The sequence below is a fragment of the Duganella aceris genome, from assembly GCF_011090165.1.
GTDB classification, from domain to species: domain Bacteria; phylum Pseudomonadota; class Gammaproteobacteria; order Burkholderiales; family Burkholderiaceae_D; genus Rugamonas; species Rugamonas aceris.
In genome coordinates this window covers 116322-141173 of record NZ_JAADJT010000002.1, presented here as the reverse complement: position 1 = coordinate 141173, position 24852 = coordinate 116322, and the positions used below count along the sequence as shown (strand labels likewise).

The 24852-nt window shown below is 64.8% G+C and carries 21 protein-coding genes and 3 tRNA genes; 13 read left to right on the top strand and 11 right to left on the bottom strand.

Translation table 11 applies throughout. The features are described from left to right. Positions 1–41: 41 nt before the first annotated feature. Genes GW587_RS05145 through GW587_RS05130 form a run of 4 tightly spaced genes read right to left on the bottom strand, consistent with a single transcriptional unit; the run spans position 42 to position 4631 of the window. Positions 42–1196: an HlyD family secretion protein gene (locus tag GW587_RS05145; RefSeq protein ID WP_166099439.1), complete on the bottom strand. Its 1155-nt coding sequence runs from the start codon at positions 1194–1196 to the stop codon at positions 42–44. A 14-nt stretch (positions 1197–1210) separates the two neighbouring features. Further along, on the bottom strand, positions 1211–2644 hold the full coding sequence (locus GW587_RS05140; protein ID WP_166099436.1) for an efflux transporter outer membrane subunit: 1434 nt from the start codon (positions 2642–2644) through the stop codon (positions 1211–1213). 23 nt (positions 2645–2667) lie between these two features. Then, complete coding sequence (locus GW587_RS05135; RefSeq protein ID WP_166099434.1) at positions 2668–4200, bottom strand: MDR family MFS transporter; 1533 nt, start codon at positions 4198–4200, stop codon at positions 2668–2670. Continuing rightward, on the bottom strand, positions 4197–4631 hold the full coding sequence (locus GW587_RS05130) for a MarR family winged helix-turn-helix transcriptional regulator (RefSeq protein ID WP_166099431.1): 435 nt from the start codon (positions 4629–4631) through the stop codon (positions 4197–4199). Before GW587_RS05130 ends, GW587_RS05135 begins: the two co-directional genes overlap by 4 nt. A 165-nt stretch (positions 4632–4796) precedes the next feature. On the opposite strand from GW587_RS05130, the gene GW587_RS05125 reads away from it, so the two are divergent. Further along, a complete protein-coding gene (locus GW587_RS05125; protein WP_166099428.1) occupies positions 4797–5300 on the top strand; it encodes a hypothetical protein in 504 nt (167 codons plus the stop codon). Positions 5301–5335: 35 nt separating this feature from the next. Further along, positions 5336–6634, top strand: coding sequence for an NAD(P)/FAD-dependent oxidoreductase (locus GW587_RS05120; RefSeq protein ID WP_166099425.1), 1299 nt, complete (start codon positions 5336–5338; stop codon positions 6632–6634). On the opposite strand, the gene GW587_RS05115 is transcribed toward GW587_RS05120, so the two are convergent. Together GW587_RS05115 and GW587_RS05110 are read right to left on the bottom strand one after the other, a co-directional pair. After that, the gene (locus GW587_RS05115) at positions 6626–7357 is read right to left on the bottom strand and encodes a sensor histidine kinase (protein WP_166099422.1); all 732 of its coding nucleotides are present in this window, start codon (positions 7355–7357) and stop codon (positions 6626–6628) included. The two genes, GW587_RS05120 and GW587_RS05115, sit on opposite strands and share 9 nt — an antisense overlap. 96 nt (positions 7358–7453) lie before the next feature. Further along, on the bottom strand, positions 7454–9073 hold the full coding sequence (locus GW587_RS05110; protein WP_166099420.1) for a response regulator: 1620 nt from the start codon (positions 9071–9073) through the stop codon (positions 7454–7456). Positions 9074–9291: 218 nt separating this feature from the next. On the opposite strand from GW587_RS05110, the gene GW587_RS05105 reads away from it, so the two are divergent. Beyond that, positions 9292–9714, top strand: a complete 423-nt coding sequence (locus GW587_RS05105) for a hypothetical protein (protein WP_166099418.1) — start codon at positions 9292–9294, stop codon at positions 9712–9714. A gap of 71 nt (positions 9715–9785) precedes the next feature. Here the strand turns inward: GW587_RS05105 and GW587_RS05100 are convergent, their stop codons facing one another. From GW587_RS05100 to GW587_RS05090, 3 genes are all read right to left on the bottom strand, one after another. After that, positions 9786–10763, bottom strand: coding sequence for a GGDEF domain-containing response regulator (locus tag GW587_RS05100; protein WP_166099416.1), 978 nt, complete (start codon positions 10761–10763; stop codon positions 9786–9788). Positions 10764–11005: 242 nt separating this feature from the next. Next, positions 11006–13234, bottom strand: a complete 2229-nt coding sequence (locus GW587_RS05095) for a hybrid sensor histidine kinase/response regulator (protein ID WP_166099413.1) — start codon at positions 13232–13234, stop codon at positions 11006–11008. Positions 13235–13378: 144 nt separating this feature from the next. Next, entirely contained in the window at positions 13379–14206 is an 828-nt protein-coding gene (locus GW587_RS05090) for a response regulator (protein ID WP_166099412.1), read from the bottom strand. A gap of 272 nt (positions 14207–14478) precedes the next feature. Between GW587_RS05090 and GW587_RS05085 the strand changes: the two genes are divergently transcribed. From GW587_RS05085 to GW587_RS05060, 6 genes are all read left to right on the top strand, one after another. Continuing rightward, positions 14479–14706: a hypothetical protein gene (locus tag GW587_RS05085; protein ID WP_166099410.1), complete on the top strand. Its 228-nt coding sequence runs from the start codon at positions 14479–14481 to the stop codon at positions 14704–14706. A 192-nt stretch (positions 14707–14898) separates the two neighbouring features. Next, positions 14899–14975 (top strand) — tRNA-Arg (locus GW587_RS05080). Between the two features lie 138 nt (positions 14976–15113). Then, positions 15114–15190: transfer RNA gene (locus tag GW587_RS05075), tRNA-Arg, on the top strand. A 136-nt stretch (positions 15191–15326) separates the two neighbouring features. Then, positions 15327–15403 (top strand) — tRNA-Arg (locus GW587_RS05070). A 121-nt stretch (positions 15404–15524) separates the two neighbouring features. Further along, the gene (locus GW587_RS05065) at positions 15525–15791 is read left to right on the top strand and encodes a hypothetical protein (RefSeq protein WP_166099408.1); all 267 of its coding nucleotides are present in this window, start codon (positions 15525–15527) and stop codon (positions 15789–15791) included. An 81-nt stretch (positions 15792–15872) separates the two neighbouring features. After that, a complete protein-coding gene (locus tag GW587_RS05060; RefSeq protein ID WP_166099406.1) occupies positions 15873–17018 on the top strand; it encodes an alpha-hydroxy acid oxidase in 1146 nt (381 codons plus the stop codon). Between the two features lie 137 nt (positions 17019–17155). On the opposite strand, the gene GW587_RS05055 is transcribed toward GW587_RS05060, so the two are convergent. Together GW587_RS05055 and GW587_RS05050 are read right to left on the bottom strand one after the other, a co-directional pair. Then, a complete protein-coding gene (locus GW587_RS05055; protein ID WP_166099404.1) occupies positions 17156–18124 on the bottom strand; it encodes a D-2-hydroxyacid dehydrogenase in 969 nt (322 codons plus the stop codon). Continuing rightward, positions 18121–19080, bottom strand: a complete 960-nt coding sequence (locus GW587_RS05050) for a LysR family transcriptional regulator (RefSeq protein ID WP_166099403.1) — start codon at positions 19078–19080, stop codon at positions 18121–18123. Before GW587_RS05050 ends, GW587_RS05055 begins: the two co-directional genes overlap by 4 nt. A 122-nt stretch (positions 19081–19202) precedes the next feature. On the opposite strand from GW587_RS05050, the gene GW587_RS05045 reads away from it, so the two are divergent. From GW587_RS05045 to GW587_RS05030, 4 genes are all read left to right on the top strand, one after another. After that, positions 19203–19415, top strand: coding sequence for a hypothetical protein (locus tag GW587_RS05045; RefSeq protein WP_166099401.1), 213 nt, complete (start codon positions 19203–19205; stop codon positions 19413–19415). Next, positions 19412–20281, top strand: a complete 870-nt coding sequence (locus GW587_RS05040; protein WP_166099400.1) for an alpha/beta hydrolase — start codon at positions 19412–19414, stop codon at positions 20279–20281. The genes GW587_RS05045 and GW587_RS05040 overlap by 4 nt, the downstream gene beginning before the upstream one ends. A 145-nt stretch (positions 20282–20426) precedes the next feature. Then, positions 20427–21659 (top strand): efflux RND transporter periplasmic adaptor subunit, encoded by a 1233-nt coding sequence (locus tag GW587_RS05035; RefSeq protein WP_166099397.1) that lies wholly within the window; start codon positions 20427–20429, stop codon positions 21657–21659. A 3-nt stretch (positions 21660–21662) separates the two neighbouring features. Beyond that, positions 21663–24851 carry an efflux RND transporter permease subunit gene (locus GW587_RS05030; protein ID WP_166099395.1) on the top strand — a complete coding sequence of 1063 codons (3189 nt, stop codon included), beginning with the start codon at positions 21663–21665 and terminating at the stop codon, positions 24849–24851. Position 24852: the final 1 nt, after the last annotated feature.

Below are 24852 nucleotides of genomic sequence, written 5' to 3'. Positions count from 1 at the left end.
GGGTCAGACCCCGTACGGGGTCTGACCCCGCTGTACCGGGTTTATTTGAGCAGGTTGTGGGCGATGATGCCGTCGGCGGCCGACGCGGCCTGCTGCAAGGGCAGCGTCAGCGCCTGCGTGGTGTAGACCGGCGCCTGCGGCATCGCCGCGCCCAGCACCGGGCCATCGGTCTTGCTGATATCGACCGACACCGTGGTCGACAAACCGATGCGCAACGGATGCTCCTTCAACTCCTTGGCGTCCAGCGCGATCCGCACCGGCAGCCGCTGCACCACCTTGATCCAGTTGCCGCTGGCGTTCTGCGCCGGCAGCAGCGAAAAGGCGCTGCCGGTGCCGGCCGACAGCCCGACCACCTTGCCGTGGAACTCGACCTTGTTGCCATACATATCCGCCTCCACCCTGGCCGTCTGGCCGACGCGGATATTACGCAGCTCCGATTCCTTGAAGTTGGCGTCGACCCACAACTGGTCCAGCGGCACGATGGACATCAGCGAAGTCCCAGGCGTGGCGCGCGCGCCGAGCTGCACGCTGCGCTTGGCCACGTAGCCCGACACCGGCGCCAGGATGGTGTTGCGGCGCGCCGCCAGCCACGCTTGCACATAGTCGGCCTTGGCCGCCTGCACCGCCGGATGCTGCGCCACCGGCACGCCGGCCACGCCGGCCTGCGCCGCCGCCTCCTGCTGCACCGCCACCGCGATCGCGGCGCGGGCGTTGTCCACCGCCTGGCGCGCGTGCTCGACTTCCTCGCCCGACACCGTGTGGTCGGCCGCCAGCGGCTTGCGCCGCGCCAGGTCATCTTCCGCGTTCTTCAACTGCAGCTTGCGTTGCGCGATGGTGGCGTCGTACTGCGCCACGTCGGCGTAGCGCTGGCGCTGCTGGCGTACGGCGGCGCCCAGCTTGGCGTCGGCCTGGGCCAGCGCGACGTCGGCGTCGGCCGAATCGAGCTTGATGACGGGCGCGCCGGCCTGCACCATCTGGGTCTCGTCGGCGCCGATCTCGGTGACGTTGCCGGTCACCTGCGACGACAGGTTCACCAGGTTGCCGCCGACGTAGGCGTTGTCGGTCTCCTGCACCTTGGACAGCACGATCTGGTAGTAGGCCGCATAGGCGATGCCGGCGGCGATGAACAGCAGCGTGATGCCGGCCAGGACGGTCTTGCGCTTTTTGTCGTTGGGTTTGATGATTTCGGTGCTCATGATCGTTCCTTGAATTATTTGGAGGCGGTGGCCAGCGGCGCCTGTTCGTGATAGCCGCCGCCCAGCGCGTTGGTCAGCGCGACTTCGGCCAGCAGCTGGACCTGTTGCAGGTAGAAGTCGGCGTCGCGCTGGCGCAGCAACGCCAGGCGTGCATTCAGCACGCTGCCGTTGTCGGCCAGGCCGTGGTCCAGCCGCGCCTGCGCCGACGCCAGCTGCGCGCGCGCCGATCCGGTGGCGGCCGTCTGCTGCGCGATCTGCCGCTCGATGCCTTGCAACTGCGCGCCGTCCTGCGCCACCTCGCGCACCGCTTCGACGATGGCCTGGTTGTATTCGGCGATGCGTTCGTTGCGGCCGGTGCGGGCGCCGTCCAGCTGCGCGTCCAGGCGCTTGCTGTCGAACAGCGGCAAGGTCAGCGTCGGGCCAAGGTAGACGGTGCGGCTGGCCGCCTGCAGCAGGTTCTCGACCTTGACGGTGTCGAGGCCGATCGAGCCGGTCAGGTTCACGTCCGGATAGAAGGCCGCCTTGGCCGCGTCGATCTTGCTGAGCGAGGCTTCCAGCTTCCAGCGCGCCGCTTGCAGGTCCGGGCGGCGCGCCAGCAGGTCCATGCCGAGATGGGCGGGCAGGGCGTGCGGCGTGGACGTCGGCGCGACCGGCTTCAGGTCGGCCAGCGCGGTGTTGTCGGCGCCGGCCAGCGCGCGCAGCGCTTCGCGTTCGTGTTCGATGTCCGCTTGCAGCACGGCCTGCTGCTTGCGGATCAGGCTCAGGTCCGCCTCGGCGCCGCGTTGTTCGTCGGCGTTGGCGAGGCCGCGCGCGATGCGCCTGGCCTTGTCCTGCACCAGCGCCGTTTGCGCGGCCGCCATCTGTTCGGCGTTGTCCAGACGCGCCCACGCGCCTTGCAGCCGGAAGTAGCTTTGCGCGATGGCGGCGGCCAGCAATTGTTCGCTGTCGGCATAGGCGGCGCGGTCGGCGTTCAGTTCGCCGACGGCGGCGGCCACTTGCGCGCGGTTCTTGCCCCACCAGTCGAAGTTGTAGCGCAGGTCCAGCCGCAGCGTCTCCGAGGTGAAGTAGGCGCCGCCGATCGGCGCCGGGAACAGGCCGGTGCCCGAATAGCGCTGGCGGTTGGCGTTGGCGTAGGCTTCGACGTCGATGCCCAGATCGGCCGCGCTGCGCGACAGCGCCGAACGCGCGGCGCCGATGTGGGCCGCCGCCACTTCCAGGCTCGGGCCGGAGGCCAGCGCCTGCTTCATCAGCGCGTTCAATTGCTCGTCGTGGTAGGCGGTCCACCATTGCGCCTCGGGCCAGCCTTCGTGCGCGAGTTTGATGCCGGCCGCCAGTTCGGCGCTGGCGATGTCGCGCTTGGCCTGTGGATGCAGGTCGGGCATGATCTGGGCGCAGCCGGCCAGGGCCAGCGCCAAGCCGGCGGCCAGTGCGAGAACGGTTATCTTCATGTGGGGTTCCAATCGTTTCATCATCAATCCATCGCGGCGTGGTCGACCACCGTCGGCACGTTCTTCGCCGGCGGCTTGACCAGCAGCAGCAGGGGGATCACGCACAAGGTCAAGATCATCATCAGCCAGAAGTCGTCGACGTAGGCGATCATCGAGGCCTGGCGGGTGATCTCGTTGTTCAGCGCGGCGGCGGCCTGCGGCGTGGCCAGGTTGTCCAGCAGCGCCGGGTTGACGGTGGTGACATGCTCGACCAGCGAAGAATGCACCGTCTGGGTGTTCCGCACCAACAGCGTCTGCACCAGCGCGATGCCGATCGAGCTGCCGATATTGCGGATCAGGCTATAGATCGCCGTGCCTTCGGCGCGCATCTCGGGCGACAGCGTGGCGAAGGTGGCGGCGCTCAGCGGCACGAACACCAGCCCGAGGCCCAGGCCCTGGATCACGCCCGGCCAGACGATGTCGCTTTGCGACAGCACCAGCGTGTAGCGCGTCATCTGCCACAGCGAGAAGGCGGTGATGGCGAAGCCTCCGCCCAGCAGCAGCCGCAGGTCGACCTTGCCGACCAGTCGTCCCACCAGCATCATCGCGATCATGGTGCCGATGCCGCTGGGCGCCGTGACCAGGCCGGCGATCTTGGCCGGATAGCCCATCAGGCCTTGCAGCATCGACGGCGTCAGCGCGCGGGTGGCGAACAACACCAGGCCGACGATGAAGATGAACAACAGACCGCTGACGTAGTTGGAATTGCGCAGCAGTCGGTAATCGAAGAAGGATTTGCCCGCCGGCCGGGTGGCGGTGTGGGCGACGAAGTAGGCGAAGCTCATCGCCAGGATGATGGCTTCGACCCAGGTTTCGGTGGCGCTGAACCAGTCGTTCTGCTCGCCCCGGTCCAGCAGCATCTGCAGCGCGCCGATCGACAGGCTGAGCGTGGCGAAGCCGAAGCCGTCGAAGGTCATCTTGCGCGGCGCGGCGGTGGGGCGGATATAGCGCCAGATGCCGTAGAAGGCCACCGCGCCGATCGGGATGTTGATGAAGAATACCCAGCGCCAGTCGTAGCTGTCGGTCAGCCAGCCGCCCAGCGTCGGGCCAAGGATGGGGCCGATCATCACGCCCATGCCCCACACCGCCATCGCCGAGCCGTGTTTTTCGCGCGGGTTGATATCGAGCAGCGTGGCCTGCGACAGCGGCACCAGCGCCGCGCCGAACACGCCTTGCAGCAGGCGCGCGGCGACGATCTGCGCCAGCGAACCGGAGAGACCGCACAGGATCGAGGCGATGGTGAAGCCGGCCACCGAGGTGAGGAAGATGTTCTTCAGGCCGAAGCGGTCGCACAGCCAGCCGGTCAGCGGGGTGGCGATGGCGGCGGCGACGATGAACGAGGTCAGCACCCAGGTGATCTGGTCCTGCGAGGCCGACAGGCTGCCCTGCATGTGCGGCAGCGCGACGTTGGCGATGGTGCCGTCGAGCGCCTGGATGATGGTCGCCAGCATGATCGAGATGGTGATCATGCGGCGGTTGATGGCGCCTTCCGGTGCGGTGGCCGCGGCCGTGCTCATAGCAGCGTCTCGATATCGGTCAGCATGGTTTCGAGGAATTCGGTGGCGATGCGCAGCGCCGCCGGATCGGCCTTGCTCAGCAGCTCACCGCGCACCGACGCCGCTTCCTTCCAGACGCTTTGATAGATCTCCTGGCCCTGCCCGGTGAGACTGACCAGCTTGACGCGGCGGTCGGTCTCGGATGGCGTACGCACCACGTAGCCGGCCTTCACCAGCCGGTCGATGGTGGCGACCATGGTCGGGTCTTCGACGCCGACCGCCGACGCCAGCCTGGTCTGCGACATCGATTCCTTGTGCTTGGCGATGAAGGCGATCGCCATCCAGCTGGCCTGGCTCAGTCCCAGGTGTTTGAGACGGCGGTCGATCACCAGGCGCCAGTTGCGGGCGGTGCCGTGCAGCGCGGCGGAAAAGCGCTCTTCGATAGAAGACATAATATTCAGTGGCTAATGGTTAGGTGTCGAACGATTATTTTAACATGCTTTATTTCTATCGAGCAAGCGCGAGGCAGCTTGTGTACGCTGGCGAACAGATGGGCGTATCATTTGCCGGTAAGCTGGCGTCCCAAGCAAGTTCGCTTGGCATCCCAGAGTAAAGACATGAAAGCCAAGATTCTCGCCGCCAGCCTGCTGGCCTTGTCCTCCACCGCGTTCGCGTCCGATGTCGCGATGTCGGTCAGCGTCGGCCAGCCCGGTTTTTACGGCCGCATCGATATCGGCGGCTATCCGCAGCCGCAGGTGGTCTACGCCCAGCCGGTGCTGGTGCAGCGCCCGGTGCGCTACGTCGAATCGGCGCCGATCTATCTGCGCGTGCCGCCCGGTCATAGAAAACATTGGTCGCGTCATTGCGGCTACTACAACGCCTGCGGCCAGCGCGTGCTGTTCGTGCAGGACGGCTGGTACACCAACAACTACGCGCCGCACTATCGCGCCAACCATGGCCACGGCGGCCGCGGTCCCGAGCATCATGGCCGTCCCGACGACCGCCGCGATCATCATCGCGACGATCACCGCGGCCCTGGTCCCGACCGGGGCCACGGCGACCATCGTGGCGATCGCGGGGACAACCACGGCGACCATCGCGGCCCCGGCCGCAGGGATTAACCCGGCGGCCCAGGCCGCCACAACAGGAGTAGCTTTTGCATAGCAAAATCGTGATTGTCGGCGGCGGGGCGGGCGGGCTGGAACTGGCCTGCAAACTCGGCCGTAAACTGGGCCCGGAATCGGTCATGCTGGTGGATAGCCGGCTCTACCATATCTGGAAGCCGTCGCTGCACGAGGTCGCGGCCGGCACGCTGGACGTGCACCAGGAAGGCTTGTCCTACCAGATGCTGGCGCACGACAACCGCTTCACCTTCGTCTATGGGCCGATGCTGGCGCTCGACACCGCGCAGCGGCAGCTGACCGTCGGCGCCATCTTCAGCGACGACCGCCTGGAGCAGGTGCTGCCCGAGCGCCGCATCGGCTTCGAGTCGCTGGTGATGGCGGTCGGCAGCACCTCCAATTATTTCGGCGTGCCCGGCGCGGCCGAGCACACCATCTCCCTCAACGCCACCGAAGACGCCGAGCGCTTCCGCCTGACGCTGCTCAAGCTGCTGACCTTGGCCGAATTAAAGAAGAGCACGCAGCCGGAGGCCGGCATCGATGTCGTCATCATCGGCGGCGGCGCCACCGGCGTCGAGCTGGCGGCCGAGTTGCGCGAAGCCAGCGGCGTGTATGCCGCCTACGGCTTCCGCCAATTGCAGGCCGAGCGCGACGTGCGCATCACGCTGCTCGAAGGCGCGCCGCGCATCCTGGCGCCGCTGCCGGAGAAGGTCTCGGCCGCCGCGCTGGAACTGCTGCAACAGCGCGCGGTCAAGGTGGTCACCTCGACCCGCGTCACCGCGATCGCCGCCGACAGCGTGACCGCCGGCGACACCGTCTATCCGGCGCAGCTGGTGGTGTGGGCGGCCGGCATCAAGGCGCCGGATTTCTTGCGGGAGCTCGGCTTGCCGACCGTGAAGTCGGGCCAGCTCGACGTCGGCGCCGACCTGGCGGTCAAGGGTTTCGATCATATTTACGCGCTCGGCGATTGCGCCGCCTGCGCCGGGCCGGACGGCAAACTGGTGCCGCCGCGCGCGCAAGCCGCGCACCAGCAGGCCGACTATCTGCTGGAGACCTTCATGCGCCGTCACCAGGGCAAGCCGCCGCAGGCCAAGCCGTACGAGTACCGCGACTACGGTTCGCTGGTGTCGTTCGGCCGCACCACCTCGGTGGGCAGCCTGATGGGATCGCTGAAGGGCTTAAGCTGGTTCGTCGACGGCTTCGTCGCGCGCATGATGTATGTGAGCCTGCACCTGATGCATCACCAGGCGGTGCTGGGCACGGTGCGTACCGGCGTGCTGGCGCTGGCGCGCTTCCTGATCAAGCGCAGCACGCCGCTGGTGAAACTACACTGACGACATCGCGCCGGGGTGCTTGGGCAGCACCATGGTCAGTGTGACGCCGCCCTCGGCGCCGGCCGACAAGGTCAGCGTGCCGCCGAGGTAGGCGGCGCGTTCGCGCGCCATGCGCAGGCCGAACTTGCCGCTGGACTCGCCGGGCTTGGCCGACACCGGGCCGCTCAGGCCGGCGCCGTTGTCCTTCACCGTCATCATCACTTCATCTTCGTTGTCGTCGACGATCACGTCGACCTCGGTGGCCTGCGCGTGCGCGGCGATGTTGCGCAGCGCTTCCTCCAGCGTGTGCAGCAGCACGATGCCGTAGCTGCGCGGGCAGTCGAGTTCGTCTTCCGGCAGGCTGCAGCGGGTGGTGATCTGGTGCTGCTGGCCGAACTGTTCGGCCAGCTCGCCCAGCGCCACGCGCACGCCGAGGAATTCCAGCTTGTCGTTCCACAGCTTGATCTGCATCTGGCGGTTGGTTTCGACGATCTGCATCAGCAGCTTCTTCATGTGGCCGGCGCGGTCCTGCAGCGCGGGCTCCTGCGGCATCTTCTGCATCAGCAGGCCGAGGTGCATGGTCAGCGCGGTCAGCGACGAGCCGAGGCTGTCGTGCAGCTGGCGCGACAGCGAGCGGCGTTCGTTGTCCCAGCAGGTATGGACGTGGCCGAGCAGTTCGCTCAAATCCGCGCTGCGCAGCGCGTCAGGTTGCTGGGTTTGTTCTTGCGGGGCCGGTACGGACATTGTTTTTCTCTGTAGGTTCGGGGCGGACTGCGTTTGTTCCGATCATACCCGAGCTTCGCAAGTCATGGCGCACTCTGGCGCCGCAAGCGTGCCGGGCTATTGTTTGACCGGCACGCGGGCGCAGCTGCCGATGGCTTCCATCAGCTGCTCGATGTCGACCGGCTTGACCAGGTGCAGGTCGAAGCCGGCGTCCATCACGCGCCGCAGGTCGTCGGCCAGGCCGTAGCCGGTGAGCGCGATCAGCTTGATGTCGCGTGTGGCCGGATCGGCGCGCAGCCGGCGCGCCACCTCGTAGCCGTCGATGCCGGGCAGGCCGATGTCGACCAGCGCCAGGTCGGGCTGGAAGCGCTCGGCGGCCGCCAGTCCCAGCAAGCCGTCGGCGGCCGATTCCACTTCGTAGCCGTAACAGCCGAGCATCATGGTCATCATCTCGCGGCCGTCGTCGTTGTCTTCGATCAGCAGCACGCTGGGCTTGCCTTGCTCCGGCGTCTGGGCCGGCGCCGGCGCCGGCGCGGCCTGGTGCTCGATGCGCGGCAGGCGCAGCGTGAAGGTGCTGCCGCCGCCCGGGCCCTTGCTCTCGGCCTCGATGCCGCCGCCATGCAGCTCGGCCATGCGGCGCACCAGCGACAGGCCGATGCCGAGCCCGCCCTGCGAACGGTCGAGCGTGCTGGTGCCCTGCACGAACACGTCGAACACATGCGGCAGCAGGTCGGCGGCGATGCCGACGCCGGTGTCGCGCACGCTCAGCACCACGTCGTCGTTCTCGGTCCAGGTGCGCACCTCGATGCGGCCGCCGGACGGCGTGTACTTCAGCGCGTTGTCGATCAGGTTGCTGGTGATTTGCTCCAGCCGGGTGCTGTCGCCGTCGATCCAGCCGGGGTCGAGATCCTGCACCAGTTCGTAGTCGGTGCTGCGGCCGGTGGCGCGGTAGGTTTCCAGCGAGGCGGCGACCAGCGCCGCCAGGTCCAGCGGCGCGCGGCTGAGCAGGATCTTGCCCGACATCGCGCGCGACAGGTCGAGCAGGTCGTCGACGATGCGGCCCAGATGCTGGCTCTGGCGCTGGATGATTTTCTTGGCGCGCTGCACGCCGTCGAGCGAGACGCCGGGCAGGCCGATCAGCGAGGCGGCGCTGCTGATGGCGCTGAGCGGATTGCGCAGCTCGTGGCCCAGCATCGCCAGGAACTCGTCCTTGGCGTGGTTCTGCCGCTCGGCCATCTTGCGGTCTTCGATCTCGCGCGTCAGGTGCTTGTTGGTGGCGGTCAGTTCGGTGGTGCGCAGGCTGAGCTGGCGCGCCTGCTGCTTCAACTCCTCGTTCTTCACCGACAGCGCGACGAACACCGCGATCTTGGCGTGCAGCACCTGCGGGATCACCGGCGTGAACAGGAAGTCGACGGCGCCGTGCTGGTAGGCCTTCAGGCGGTCCAGCTCGTCGGCGAGGAAGGCGGTGATGAAGATGATCGGAATGTCGGCCGAGCGGGCGCGGGCGTGGATCGCTTCGGCGGTCTCGAATCCGTCCATGCCGGGCATGTTGACGTCGAGCAGGATCACCGCGAAGTCGTGCATTAGCACCTGGCGCAGCGCTTCCTGTCCGGAGCGCGCCGCCAGCACTTCATAGGATTCCTGCCCGGCCCATTGGGCGAGCAGGCTGGTCAGCGCGAACAGGCTGTTGGCATCGTCGTTGACGACCAGGATCTTCGGTTTATCTAGTTTAGGCACGGGGTCTCTGTACGATGCTGACACGGCGAATCTTCGCGGCCTGGGAGCTGCCAGAGAAGCACAGCCGATCATAGCAATTGCATATATGAATGTCAAAATACCTCGGTTCAATCGGGCGCGACGGCAAGGGCGGGGCGAAGCCAGTGTTCGATTCCGCACAGACCCGCGACCGCTGCGCTGGCACAGTAGGGCGGTATGCACACTCAAAGGAACCCATCATGAATATCGATACTGTCGTGGACAAAGAATATGTAGGCCAGAGCTTCCGCACCCTGGCCGACGCGCCGACCAGCGCCCTGCGCGGCATCAGCGCCAAGGACGCCAAGGCGTTGGCGCAGGCGTTCAACGTGCACACGGTGCGCGAGCTGGCCAACCTGGAATTCGTCAAATGGGCGCAGGCGATCACCACGCTGGCCGCGCACGAGCAGGCCACACCGGAAGAGCAAGCCAAGGAAACCCTGCTCGACAGCGGCCTGGAAATGAGCTTCCCGGCCAGCGATCCGGTCTCGGTCGATTCGGGCATCACCCGCATTGAAGTTCCGCCGGACATGGTCAACGCGCACGACGACCATCAGCACGCCGCCAAGGTCGATGCCTCGACGGCGAACGGCCACAAGGAAGAAGCGGCCGCGGCGAACTGACAGGGTAGGACCGGCTTCGGCCGGCAACAGAGCGGGCGGGCCGGTGCACAACCGGCCCGCCCGTTTGACGTTCAGGCCGGCGTGGTCGACATGGTGTGATGCGGCGCCGGCTGCTTGCGCACCATCTGCGCGGTGCAGCTGCGGTTCTTGCCGGAGCGCTTGGCTTCGTACAGCGCCGAGTCGGCCACGGCGATGACCGACGCCACCTCGTCGGCGTCGTCCGGGAAGATGCCGATGCCGATGCTGGTCGACAGGTTCAGCGTCAGGCCGTTGACCAGATACGGTTGCGACACCGCCTCGATCAGCTTGGCGGCCGGCTCCTGGGTGTCGCCCAGTTGGGTGATGTTGCCCATGACGATGACGAATTCGTCGCCGCCGACCCGGGCCACGGTGTCTTCCTTGCGCGAGCAGCCGACCAGGCGCTGCGACACCTGCTTGAGGATCTCGTCGCCGTAGGCATGGCCGTGGGTATCGTTGATGATCTTGAAGCCGTCCAGATCCAGGTACATGACCGCGACCTTGTTTTGCTGGCGGGTCGCGTGTTGCAGCACGGTGGCGATGCGGTCTTCCAGCAGACGCCGGTTCGGCAGTCCGGTCAACGGATCGTGCAGCGCCAGTTCCTGCTGCTGGCGGCTGTATTGCGCCAGCTCCTTGTACAGCAGCCGCACTTCCAGCATGTTATGGATGCGTTTGTGCACTTCGAGCAGATCGAACGGTTTGCTGATGAAGTCGCGCGCGCCGGCCTCCAGCGCCGCGATCTTGAAGCTCGGCTGCGCGGTCAGCGCCAGCACCGGCAAGTAGCCGCCTTGTTCGATTTCCTTCAGGCCCTTCATGACCTGGAAGCCGTTCAGGCCAGGCATCTGCAGGTCCAGCAGAATCAGATCGTAGCAGTGCTGGCGGTGCAGCGGGCATACCTGTTCAGGCAGCATGGTCGAGGCGACATCGGTGTAACCGGCCTCGCGCAGGATCTCCAGCATTAGCTCGACGTTGTCGGCGCTGTCATCTACCACCAAAATTTTGGCGTGGAGGATTTCATCTCGGCTCGGCATAAGTTTCTCAGTCTGTCTCAAAAAAACGCATAGTAATTCGATAATAACCCAAGCTTCCGTGCTGCGGCGCACACAAGCGGTAATTTATTTCCATGTGGCAACTAGTGTACCCTGTTTTTATCCTTCTCGCAGTTTAACAACGCTTATTCAAATTGCTTGTAGGACATTGCCGCGTCTAAAAGTAGGAGTGGGAATGTTGCCAGTTGGTACTCTTTTAACGGGTGTTGACGGGCTGTTATCGCTCAGACGTGGCGATGGGCGGCGCCCATGGCGGCCACTTTGGCGATCAATTCGTTCGGTTCGACCGGCTTCGAGATGTGCGCCAGGAACCCGCTGGACAGCGCCTTGATACGGTCTTCGGATCGGGCGAAGGCGGTCAGGGCGATGGCCGGCAGGTCGCCGCCGCGCGCCGGCCCGAGCGCGCGGATGCGGTCCAGCAAGCCGTAGCCGTCGACCTCCGGCATGCCGAGATCGCTGACCATCAGGTCGGGGCGCGCGTGTTGCAGCAGGTTCAGCGCCTCGCCGGCGGTGGCGGCGGTCAGCACGTCGGCGTTGCAGTCGGCCAGGATGCGCTTGATCAGTTCGCGGGCGTCTTCCTCGTCGTCCACCACCAACACTTGCAACCCGGATAAATCATGCGCCGCCGCATGGTGGCTCACGCGCGGACCGGCGCGCCGCGCGCCGTCGTCGACGCCGGGGCGGCGCGGCAGGCGCACGGTGAAGCAGGCGCCGCAACCTTCGCCGTCACTGGCGGCCTCGACCGTGCCGCCGTGTTGCTCGACCAGGTGCTTGACGATCGCCAGCCCCAGCCCCAGTCCGCCGTGCTGGCGGGTGGTGGTGGCGTCGGCCTGGCGGAAGCGCTCGAACACATGGGCGAGGAATTCGGGGGCGATGCCGATGCCGCTGTCGCGCACGCTGATGACGACCTGTTCGTCGTCGCCGTGTACGCCGACCTCGACCTGGCCGCCGCGCGGCGTGAACTTGAGCGCGTTGGACAGCAGATTCCAGACGATCTGTTGCAGCCGGTTGGCGTCGCCGGCCACCATGCCGGGGGCGCGGTCGAAGTTCTGGAGGATGCGGATCTGCTTGGCCTCGGCGGCCGGGCGCACGGTGTCGATGGCGGCGGAGGCGATCGCGGCCGGCGCCAGCGGCAGCATTTCCAGCTGTACCTTGCCGGAGGTGATGCTGCTCATGTCGAGCAAGTCCTCGATCAGCTGGGCCTGGGCGCGGGCGTTGCGTTCGATGGTCAGCAGGCCGCGGTGCAGGTCGGCCTGGTCGCGGCTGCCGCGCCGCAGCACCTGGGCCCAGCCCAGGATCGCCGTCAGCGGTGTGCGCAGCTCGTGCGACAGCGTGGCCAGGAATTCATCCTTCATCTGGCTGGTGCGCTCGGCTTCGGCGCGCGCCTGGCGTTCGCTGTCGAGCAGCACCTTGCGCTCCTCGGCCGCCTGCTGCGAGGCTTCGTACAGCCGTGCGTTGTCGATGGCGACGGCGGCCTGGGCGGCGATGCCGCCGATGATGCGTTCGGTGCGTTCGTCGAACATGCCGGGTTCGGGATGGCCGAAGAACAGGCAGCCGATCACCTCGCCGCTGCTCAGCGCCACCGGCACCGCCAGGTAGCTGCGCACCGCCGGATGGCCGGCCGGCACGCCGCAGTGTGGGGCGTTGCGGCCGTAGCGCTCGTCCTTGAGCAGGTCGTCGCTGCGCACCGTGCCGGCGCCGCACATGCTGGGGCCGAACAGCGCGGTGGCGCGCGGCTGGCCGAAGCGGGCGAAACTGTCCGGCGCGCCGCTCGACAGCGTGTGCAGCGTCAGCGCGTCGCCGTCGGCGTTGGTGTCGTGGTAGAACAGCGCGCCGAAGCGGGCGCCGCTGATGTTGGTGGCGGCGTCGGTCACCTGCTGCAGCAACGGTTGCAGGTCGCGGGTCGAGGCCAGCGCGCTGCCGCTGCGGTTGAGCAGTTCCAGCACGGCGGTCTCGTCGCGCAGCGCCTCCTGTACTCGCTTGACCTGGTCGACGTCGGTGCTGGTGCCGAACCAGCGCAGCACTTCGCCGCCGCTGCCGCGCACCGGGTTGGCGCGCGTCAGGAACCAGCGGAATTCGCCTCCGCCGTTGCGGATCGGGACTTCCAGCTCGAACGGCGTGCCGCTGCGGCGCGAGGCCTCCCAGCGCTGCTGCATGGCGTCGATGCAGTCGGGGGCGTAGACCTGCTTCCAGCCGTCGCCCTTCATTTCTTCGGCGGTGGTGCCGGTATAGTCGTACCAGCGCTGGTTGTACCAGACCATGGTGCCGTCCTGCTCGGCGATCCAGGCCAGTTGCGGCATCGACTCGGCCAGCGCGCGCAACTCCAGCTGGCTTTGGCGCAGCGCTTCCCGCGCGCTCAGTAATTCCTGGTGCATGGACTGCGTGGGCGTGAGCGCGTCGTCGTCCGCGATGCTGAGCGGCAGAGTGTCGATAGGCTCATTTGGAAGAATCATGTATGGGGCCGCAGGCTGCCACGATCACCGCGACAGCCGGATGACGGCCACGGTTCGCCAGACTAACGCTTGACGTTTTATGGTTGTCCCATTGTATCCCCAAGCGCGGCGACGGCACCGCACGGTTGACCGGCCGGGCCGGCCTCAGGCGGCCGCGCCGGCGCCGCCGGGGCCGATGCGCTCCAGCGCCGCCTGCAACTGTTCGATATCGTAAGGTTTTTGCAACGATTGCGCGGGGAATTCGAGATGGCGGGTCAACTCGTCGCCATAGCCGGAGGCGAACAGCAGGGACAGCGCCGGCGCCTGGCGCAGCGCCTGGCGCGCCAGGTCGACGCCCGACATGCCGGGCAGGCTGACGTCGGTGAACAACACGTCGAAGGCGTGGGCGGCCAGCAGCGGCAGGGCGTCTTCGCCGCTGGCGGCGGACTCCACCTCGTGGCCGAGCGCGCGCAGCGTCTCGCACACCAGGTAGCGCGCGTCGGCGTTGTCCTCCACCACCAGCAGGCGCAGCGGCGCGGCGTTGTCGGCGGCCGGCGCGGCGCGCGACGGCGCCAGCGTGCACAGGATGCCCGCCACGCCGCCGGCGTCGCCGCGCACCGGGGTGTAATACAAGTCCAGCGGCAGTTGCTGCACGCCGCTGTTGCGCCATACGGGCAGGCTACGGCTCCGGTAGCTGGCGCTGCGGCCTTCCCAGGCGTGGCGGATCGCCTCGGCGTTCCAGCTCCACGCCGCCGGCTGCATCGACGGCACGCCGCCGCCCGGTACGCGCAGGCCGGGCAGGCCGGTCAGTTCGGCGTAGGCGTCGTTGTAGACCATGATTTGTTCGACGCCCCACATCAGCAGCATCGCTTGCGGCGAGTTGAGCAGGATGTCCACCGTCACCCGCAGGCCGGGCGGCCACCCGGCGGGATCGCCCAGCGCGGTGCGCGACCAGTCGGGGGATGGCGGGGCTACGGAATCGGTAGAATTCATGCGGTGCGACCTATCTCTTTTATCTGTCTTATGAAAAGGCAAAGCTGAGCGAATCGTACACGGTTAAAAAAAAGCCCGCTACGGGAGCGGGCTAAATCTATTTCCTTGGAGGAGAATAGAGGAGACAGGTCAATGATGCTGCAACGCGCAAACTAAAGCAAATTTTTATTGATGATGAGCGAGATCACTAGCATGAATGAAGGTGTGAACATCAATCTTTTCCGCCGCTTGTGCGGGGCAACATATACACTCATACCAAAGGAGGGTGGCGGATGGCGACGATAATCAAGCATCGCAAGGTGAACATCGTGGTACTCGAGCGGGAAGAGCAGATCGCCGGCAATTGCCGCGACGGCGACATCGCCATCGTCACCGACAACGAGGGCTGGTGGATCAAGTTCATCGGCGCCGACGGCCACATCGATTGTTATGGCGATCCGTATCCTTCCTACAACGAGGCGCTGTGGTCGGCCAAGGCGGCGGCCGAATTCGGCACCTGAGGGACAGGGCTGGACAAGCGCGGAGAGTGTCCCTATAATGCTGCTTCTTTCGAGCGGCATGCTGCTTGAGAGCGTGGCGGTAAAAGCGGTTTTCAAAGTGGTTGATTCGGTTTTTAGTGAACTTGACCAACTAAACGATAGAAAATATCGGACTTTGCAAAACGAAATGAATGCTTTATAATGCTGCACAAGGCGGCTGTAGCTCAGCTGGATAGAGTACTTGGCTACGAACCAAGGGGTCGTGGGTTCAATTCCTGCCAGCCGCACCAAAATTTCGTGAGTGGAAGGGCCCGGAGAGCGATCTCAGGGCCCTTTTGCTATTAGTGTAAGCATCTGATTGTGAATGTAAATTTCTCTCAGGAAAATGCTTCGCCAAACAAGGAAACGCTGTTATAATCTTGTTTTTCGCGGCTGTAGCTCAGCTGGATAGAGTACTTGGCTACGAACCAAGGGGTCGTGGGTTCAATTCCTGCCAGCCGCACCAAAATTCGTAAGTGAAAGGGCCTGAAGAGAAATCTTCAGGCCCTTTTTCTTTGTCGGTCGCCAAGGGAAAGAATGTTGAATATTTCTCTTGTTTGCCCTTCTTGATTCGATATCCCCCTGCTATAATATTGTCTTTCGCGGCTGTAGCTCAGCTGGATAGAGTACTTGGCTACGAACCAAGGGGTCGTGGGTTCAATTCCTGCCAGCCGCACCAAAATTCGTAAGTAGAAGGGCCTGAAGAGAAATCTTCAGGCCCTTTTTCTTTGCGTGTTGCGTTCGCTCAGGCCCCGCCGCCGCGCCGCACGATAGACTTCGCGCTTGACCGGGAGGGCGTCATGGCGAATGATAAGAGCACCGAATTGCGCGTCTCGCTGCTGGAGTATCAGATGGAAACGCTGGTGGAGATCGTAAAGGAAATACGCGAAAACTATGTCTCCAAAAGATATTTGGACGAACGGCTATCGCATTACGCCACCAAGGAAGACCTGGAGCGCATGAATCAGAATTTGCGCAATTGGGTGATTACTGTCGGTATCTCCACGACGGCGCTGCAGTTCGCCATGCAATATGCGCTGTTCCAGCTGTATCTGCACGCCCGCTAGCCGCCGCCGGTCCCACGATGCTATTGGCATTTCCGCAAAAATGGCCGATGATCTGACGACCATTGTTACGGAGGAGTGTGCATGACCATCATCACCAACATTGAAGACCTGCGCGTGCTGGCCCAGAAGCGCGTGCCGCGCATGTTTTACGATTATGCTGATGCCGGTTCCTGGACCGAATCCACCTACCGCGCCAACAATGAGGATTTCGGCAAGATCAAGTTCCGCCAGCGCGTCGCCGTCAACCTGGAGAACCGCTCGCTGGCCTCGACCATGATCGGCCAGGACGTGGCGATGCCGGTGGCGCTGGCGCCCACCGGCCTGACCGGCATGCAGCACGCCGACGGCGAAATCCTCGCCGCCAAGGCCGCCGAAAAATTCGGCGTGCCGTTCACGCTGTCGACGATGAGCATCTGCTCGATCGAAGACATCGCCGCCCACACCAGCAAGCCGTTCTGGTTCCAGCTGTACGTGATGAAGGACCGCGAATTCATCAACCGCCTGATCGACCGCGCCAAGGCCGCGCGCTGCTCGGCGCTGGTGCTGACCTTGGACCTGCAGGTGCTGGGCCAGCGCCACAAGGATCTGCGCAACGGCCTGTCGGCGCCGCCGAAGCTGACCATCGCCAACATCCTCAACCTGGCCACCAAGCCGCGCTGGTGCCTCGGCATGCTGGGCACGCCGCGCCGCAGCTTCGGCAACATCGTCGGCCATGCGACCTCGGTGTCGGACATGTCGTCGCTGTCGTCGTGGACCAGCCAGCAGTTCGATCTGAGCCTGTCGTGGAAGGATGTGGAGTGGATCAAGCAGCGCTGGGGCGGCAAGCTGATCATCAAGGGCATCATGGACGCCGAAGACGCGCGGCTGTGCGTCGAAAGCGGCGCCGATGCGCTGATCGTCTCCAACCACGGCGGCCGCCAGCTGGACGGCGCGCAATCGTCGATCGGCGCGCTGCCGGCCATCGTCGATGCGGTCGGCAAGCAGATCGAAGTGCACATGGACGGCGGCATCCGCTCCGGCCAGGACGTGATCAAGGCGGTGGCGCTGGGCGCCAAGGGCGTCTACATCGGCCGGCCGTTCCTGTACGGCCTGGGTGCGATGGGCGAGCAGGGCGTGGCCAAGTGCCTGGACATCCTGCGCAACGAGGCCGACCTGACGATGGCTTTCTGCGGCCTGCGCGATATCCGTCAGGTGGACAAGAACATCCTGCTGCCGGGCACATTCTAAACCCGGGGTCATAAACCCGGGGTCAGGTCTGACATTCGGACACGAGCTCTACCGTAGCGCGCTACGGTAGAGCTCGTGTCCGAATGTCAGACCTGACCCCGCCGCTTGTGTCCGAATGTCAGACTTGACCCCGCCGCTTAAACGACGTTGCGCGGGCTGCCGGCCTGCCATGCCTCGACGTTGTCGATCAGCTGGTCGACCAGCACCTGCATCGCCTGCGCGCTGGCCCAGGCCGAGTGCGGCGTCAGGATGAAGTTCGGCAGCCGCAGGTTGAGCAGCGGGTTGTCGGCCGGCGGCGGTTCCTTCACCAGCACGTCGAAGCCGGCGCCGGCGATCACGCCGGCGCGCAAGGCGTCCGCCAGCGCCTGCTCGTCCACCAGCCCGCCGCGCGCGGTGTTGATCAGCAGCGCGTTGCGCTTCATGCGGATCAACTCCTTGGCGCTGATCATGTTGCGCGTCTTGTCGGTCAGCGGCAGGTGCAGGCTGATGACGTCCGAGGTCTCCAGCACCTCGTCGAACGACACCTGCGTGACGCCCTCGTCGCCCACCGGCGAGCGGTTGTAGACCACCACCTCCATGCCGAACGCGCGCGCGATCTGCGCCACCGATTTGCCCAGCGCGCCATATCCCACCAGCCCCAAACGGCTGCCGGCCAGGTCCGAGATCGGATGGCCGAACAAGCAGAAACGCTCGGACTTTTGCCACAGCCCGGCCTCGATGTCGGCGCGGTAGGCCACCAGCTGGCGCCGCAGCGCCAGGATCAGCGCGAAGGTGTGCTCGGGCAGCGTGTGCACCGCGTAGTTGCGGATGTTCGACACCACGATGCCGCGCTCGCGCGCCGCCTGCAGGTCGACGATGTCGGTGCCGGTGGCGGCCACCGCGATCAGCTTCAGCTCCGGCAACCGATCCAGGTCGGCGGCGCGCAGCGGCACCTTGTTGGTGATGGCGATGCTGGCGCGCGCGTCGAGCAAGCGCTGCGCGGCGTCGGCCGCCGCCGTGGCCGGGTACTCGGTCCACTCGTGCGCGAACGCGGGCTTGCGGATCGTCGCGATGACGCTGTCGCGGTCGAGGAAAACGATGCGGTGCGGTTCTTGTGCTGCGGTCATATGGCAACCTCAAAAGATGTGGCGCGCGCCGCCGGCGGCGGGGCTTTCGGCAGGCGCATGCCAGGATGGTTGGAAAACAGTTCGGCGACCCATTCGACGAACACCCGTACCTTGGCCGACAGGTGGCGGTTTTGTGGATACACCACATGAATCGGCAGCGGGTCGCTGGTCCAGTCGTCGAGCAGGGTGGTGAAGCGGCCGTCCTTGATCATCGGTTCCACCAGAAAGTTCGACATCTGGATGATGCCCAGTCCCGCCAATCCGGCGGCGATATAAGAGTTGGTATCGTTCAGGGCGATCATGCCGGGCAGGGCGACCTGCACCCGCTCGCCGTCGCGCGTAAAGTCCCAGTCGAAGATTTTACCGGTACGCGCGGAAAAATAGTTGACGCATTGATGGCGCAGCAAGTCGTTCGGATGTGCCGGCATGCCGAAGCGCGCCAGATACTCCGGCGTGGCGCAGGTGGTGAAGTGCAGGATGCCGACCCGGCGCGCGATCAGGCTGGAGTCGACCAGCTGGCCGCCGCGCACCGCGCAGTCGACGCCTTCCTCGACCAGGTCGACGGTGCGGTCGCTGCTGCCCAGCTCCAGCTGGATGTCCGGGTAGCGCTGGAAGAAGTCGGGCAGCGCCGGCACCAGCACGTCGCTGGACAAACCGGTCGGCGCGTCCACCCGCAGCCGGCCGCTGGGGCTGAGCCGGGTCCGCGACAGCGATTCCTCGGCCTCGCGCACATCCGACAAGATGCGCAGACAGCGTTCATAATAGGCGGCGCCGTCGGCGGTGACGCTGACATGGCGGGTGGTCCGGTGCAGCAGCTTGACCGACAGCGCCGTCTCCAGCGACAGGATCAGCGTCGAGACGGTGGCCTTGGGCAGCTGCATGTTTTCGGCGGCGCGCGTGAAGCCGCCGGCGTCGACCACCTGCACAAACACTTCCATCGCTTGAAGTTTATTCATCTTTCGTCCTATTGTTCAGGATCCTGAACAATCAATTCAACATTGCCCTATTTATCCGATTGTAGAACAAGTTTAAGATTGTTGTACTGCACCATGGAAATAAAGAAGGAAAGGGACTCATCATGAAATATCGGGACGGAATTGTTGCAACGATCGCACTGGCGCTGACCTCGGTCGCCCTGGCGGGCGTCGTCTATACCGATGCCTACTCGCAGACGGCCAAGGCTGAAGTGAGCGGCTTTCGTGCCCTGACCCAGCAGGTTGAAAGCGGCGACACCGTGGCGTGCGCCGACACCGCCTTGCTGTCGTCCGCCGAGCAGACGGTGAGTCAATGAGCAGCCGGCCGGCCGACGACTTGCAGCCCTTGTCGGATCTGCTGAAGATCCGCGACCTGGAAGTGCGCGGCGCCGAAGGCCCGCTGCCGGCCCGTCTGTACACCAGCGGCGACGCCGGCGCCAAGCGCGACTCGCTGCTGGTGTTCTTCCACGCCGGCGGTTTTGTCAGCGGCGACCTGGACGACGCCGACATATTCCTGCGCTACCTGACCGACGCCAACCAGTCGACGGCGGTGCTGGCGGCCGGCTACACGCTGGCCACCACCAGCCCGTTCCCGGCGGCGGTGGAAGACGCCCACGCCGTGCTGTTGTGGGCCAAGAAGAACAAGAGCAAGCTGGGCTGGAGCGGCAAGCGCCTGCTGGTGGCCGGCATCGAAGCCGGCGCCAATCTGGCGGCGGTGTGCGCGCTGATGTCGCGCGATCGCGGCGGTCCGGCGCTGGCCGGCCAGATCCTGATCATGCCGATGCTCGATCCCGGCCTGAGCACCTGCTCGATGCGCGAAATCCAGCAGGCGCCGGAACTGCTGGACGTGGCCGACGCCTGCGCGGCGGCCTACCGCGGTTACCTGCCGAACGCCGCCGACCGTACCCACCCGTACGCGTCGCCGCTGCAATCGAGCCGCCTGAAAAACCTGCCGCCGGCGCTGATCCTGTCGACCGAAGACGATCCGCTGCGCGACGAAGCCGAAGAATATGGCGCCAAGTTGAAGTCGTGTGGTGTGGAAACCACCGTCAACCGGATGCCACCGGCGCCCCTGCATGAAACCGGGGCCCGCAACGATTGCGCGTGCAAATGCTACGCGCTGGGAGAAATCGCCAGCTTCATCACTGGCCTGGAACGGTCCGAGACGCCGCCAGCTTCATAGGATTTGCCCGAACCCTTAGCAGTATCCGTAGTCACGTCCCCACTGGCTTGCCAGCGGGGCGCTCGTACCGTGTTTTCTCGCAATTCGTTGAGGGTAGCCGGTGCCGCCATTTTTATTAAATATTTTCATATAAAAGGGAATTAACATGAAAAACATTAAACAACTCACCGTCGTAGCCCGGCCGCTGGCCGCCGCTATGGCGCTGGCGGGACTGGCCGTTTTCGGCCTCTCCGGTTGCGAAGAAGCGACCGGCAAGACAGCCGAAGCACCTGCCGCGGGCGGCCCGCCGATTTCGGCCGCCGCCGTGGTCGAGAAAACCATCACTGAAACCCAGCAGTTCTCGGGCCGCCTGGAGGCGATCGAGCAGGTGCAGATCCGTCCGCGCGTCGGCGGCTTCATCACCGCGATCAACTTCAAGCCGGGCAGCCAGGTCAAGAAGGGCGAGACGCTGTTCGTCATCGACGCCCGTCCTTACCAGGCTGAAGCCAACCGCGCCGAAGCGGCCGCCGGTTCGGCCCGCGCCAAGGCCGACCTGGCCAGGCTGGAACTGACCCGCGCCGAGAAACTGCTGGCCGACAAAGCCATCGCCCAGCGTGAATACGACGAGCGTTCGTCCAGCCTGAAACAGCTGGACGCCGATGCCCGCGCCGCGCAAGCGCAATACGAATCGGCCAAGCTGAACCTGAGCTACACCCAGGTCACGTCGCCGATCAACGGCCGCGTCTCGAAAGCTGAAATCACGCTGGGCAACCTGGTCGACGCTTCGGCGGTGCTGACCTCGGTGGTCTCGCTGGACCAGATCTACGCCTCGTTCGACGGCGATGAAGACACCTATCTGCGCGTCGGCGCCGCCGCCCACCAGGGCAAGCCGGCATCGGTGAAGATCGGCTTGGCCAACGAAACCGGCTTCCCGCACGAGGGCAAGCTGGAATTCGTCGACAACCAGCTCGATCCACGCAGCGGTTCGGTGCGCATGCGCGCCACCTTCACCAACACCGACGGTGCTTTGGTGCCAGGCCTGTTCGCCCGCGTGCAGCTGTCCGGCTCCACCGGCGCCAAGCCTGCGCTGCTGATCAACGAGCGCGCCGTCAGCACCGACCAGGATCGCAAGTTCGTGTTCGTGGTCGGCAAGGACAACAAGGCCGAGTACCGCCCTGTGACCCTGGGCCCGCAGATCGACGGCCTGCGCGTGGTGCGCGATGGCTTGAAGGCGGGCGAGAAGATCGTCGTCAACGGCCTGCAGCGCGTCAAGCCCGGCGCGCCGATCACGCCGACCATCGTCGCGATGGACTCGGATCCGCTGGCCGCCAAGCCTGAAGTCAAAAAAGATGAAAAAGTAGCCGCAGTCGCGACCAAGACCGGCACTGCAAAGGAATAAGCAATGAATATATCTCGATTTTTTGTCGACAAGCCGATTTTCGCGGCGGTACTGTCGATTATCATCTTCGTCGCCGGCTTGATCTCGATCTTCAAGCTGCCGATCTCGGAGTACCCGGACGTGGTGCCGCCGTCGATCGTGGTGCGCGCCCAGTATCCGGGCGCGAATCCGAAGATCATCGCCGAAACCGTGGCCGCGCCGCTTGAGGAACAGATCAACGGCGTCGAGAACATGCTCTACATGTCCTCGCAAAACACCTCGGACGGCGCGCTGGCGCTGACCGTCACCTTCAAGATCGGCACCAACGTCGAGCAGGCCGAAACGCAAGTGCAGAACCGCGTCCAGCGCGCGCTGCCACGCCTGCCGGAAGAAGTGCGCCAGATCGGCGTGACGACCGTCAAGGCCTCGCCCAACCTGACCATGGTGGTCCACTTGCAGTCGCCGAACGGCCGTTACGACGACCTGTATCTGCGTAACTACGCGGTGCTGAACATCAAGGACCAACTGGCCCGCCTGCCCGGCATGGGCGAGGTGCAGCTGTTCGGTTCCGGCGACTACGCGATGCGCGTCTGGCTCGATCCGCAAAAAGTGGCGCAGCGCGGCTTGACCGCCGGCGACGTCGTCGACGCGGTGCGCGAGCAGAACGTGCAGGTCGCGGCGGGTGTGATCGGCCAGGGCCCAAGCCAGGGCGCGGACTTCCAGCTGACCGTCAACACGCAAGGCCGTCTGAAGACGCCGGAAGAATTCGGCGAAATCATCCTGAAGACCAACGCCGACGGCGCGGTCACGCTGCTGAAGGATGTGGCGCGCATGGAGATGGGTTCCAACTCGTACGCCCTGCGTTCGCTGCTGAACAACAAGTCGGCGGTGGCGATTCCTATTTTTGAAGCGCCGAACGCCAACGCGCTGCAACTGTCGACCGACGTCCGCGCAACGATGGCGCGTCTGTCGAAAGATTTCCCGGAAGGCGTCACTTACAGCGTTGTATATGACCCGACCCAATTCGTGCGCCAGTCGATCGACGCCGTGATCCACACGCTGATCGAAGCGGTGATCCTGGTGGCGCTGGTGGTGATCATCTTCCTGCAAACCTGGCGCGCTTCGCTGATTCCGCTGCTGGCCGTGCCGGTGTCGGTGGTCGGTACCTTCGCCGTGATGCTGGGCTTCGGCTTCTCGATCAACACGCTGTCGCTGTTCGGCCTTGTGCTGGCGATCGGTATCGTGGTCGATGATGCGATCGTGGTGGTGGAAAACGTCGAGCGCAATATCTCAAACGGCCTGACGCCGCATGACGCGACCATCCAGGCGATGAAAGAGGTGAGCGGTCCGATCATCGCCATCGCGCTGGTGCTGTGCGCCGTGTTCGTGCCGATCGCGTTTGTCTCGGGCCTGTCCGGCCAGTTCTACAAACAGTTCGCGCTGACCATCGCCATCTCGACCGTGATCTCGGCATTCAGCTCGCTGACCCTGGCGCCGGCGCTGGCCGCGACCCTGTTGCGTGCGCACGATGCGCCGAAGGATCCGCTGACCCGGGTCATGGACAAAGTGTTCGGCGGCTTCTTCAACTGGTTCAACCGCTTCTTCAACCGCGCTTCGCACAACTACGAAAGCGGCGTGAAGGGCGCATTGAAACGCAAAGGCAGCTCGCTGGTGGTGTACGCCGTGCTGGCCGTCGCCGCAGGCTTCATGTTCAAGGTCGTGCCGCCAGGCTTCGTACCGCCGCAAGACAAGGGCTACCTGATCGGCTTCGCGCAACTGCCGGATGCCGCTTCGCTGGACCGTACCGATGCCGTGATCCGCAAGATGTCGGAAATCGCCACCGATATTCCAGGCGTCGACAACTCGATCTCGTTCCCTGGCCTGTCGATCAACGGCTTCACCAACGCGCCTAACGCCGGTATCGTGTTCCTCGGCCTGAAACCGTTCGAAGAGCGCACCAAGGCCAGCGAATCGGCCGAGGCGATCGCCGCTGAAATGAACAAGCGCATGGGCGCCATCGAAGGTGCGTTCGTGCTGGTGCTGTCGCCGCCGCCTGTCAGCGGCCTGGGTACCACCGGCGGCTTCAAGCTGATGATCGAAGACCGCGACAACCTGGGTTACGACGAGCTGTATAAAGCGGTGCAGGCGGTGCAGATGAAAGCCTGGCAGAACCCGAAACTGGCCGGCGTCTTCTCGAGCTACCAGATCAACGTGCCGCAGCTCTTCGCCGACATCGACCGCTCCAAGGCCAAGCAACTGGGCGTGCCGCTGCAAACGATCTACCAGACCTTGCAGATCAATCTGGGCTCGCTGTATGTGAACGACTTCAATCAGTTCGGCCGTACCTATCAGGTGCGCGTCCAGGCCGACAAGCAGTTCCGTTCGCACGCCGAAGACATCGCCCAGCTGAAAGTCCGCAACAACAAGGGCGAGATGATCCCGCTGTCGTCGCTGATGCGCGTCAAGGACAGCTATGGCCCGGACCGCGTACAGCGCTACAACGCTTACGTCGCGGCCGAGATCAACGGCGGCGCCGCACCCGGCGTCTCGACCGGCGAAGCGCAGGCCGAGATGACCAAGATCGTCAACGAAGTCCTGCCTAAGGGTATCGGCTACGAGTGGACCGAGCTGGTTTACCAGGACATCCTGTCCGGTAACACGATGATTTACGTGTTCCCGCTGTGCGTGCTGCTGGTGTTCCTGGTGCTGGCCGCTCAATATGAAAGCTGGACCCTGCCGCTGGCGGTGATCCTGATCGTGCCGATGTCGATCCTGTGCGCTCTGCTGGGCGTCAAGCTGACCCATGGCGACAACAATGTGTTCACGCAGATCGCGCTGTTCGTGTTGGTGGGGCTGGCGTCGAAGAATGCGATTCTGATCGTGGAATTCGCCCGTGAACTGGAACTGCATGGCCGCAGCATCGTCGATGCCGCGCTGGAAGCGTCCCATCAGCGTCTGCGTCCGATCCTGATGACGTCGATCGCCTTCATCATGGGTGTGCTGCCACTGGTGTTCTCGAAGGGCGCGGGTGCCGAAATGCGTCATGCGATGGGTGTGGCGGTGTTTGCCGGCATGCTGGGCGTGACCTTCTTCGGCCTGTTCCTGACGCCGGTGTTCTACGTCCTGCTGCGCAAGCTGGCCGTGAAGCTGGAGAAGAAAAAACCTGCCGTGGCCGGCGATGCCGCCCCGGCGAAACTGGAAGGAAGCCATTAAT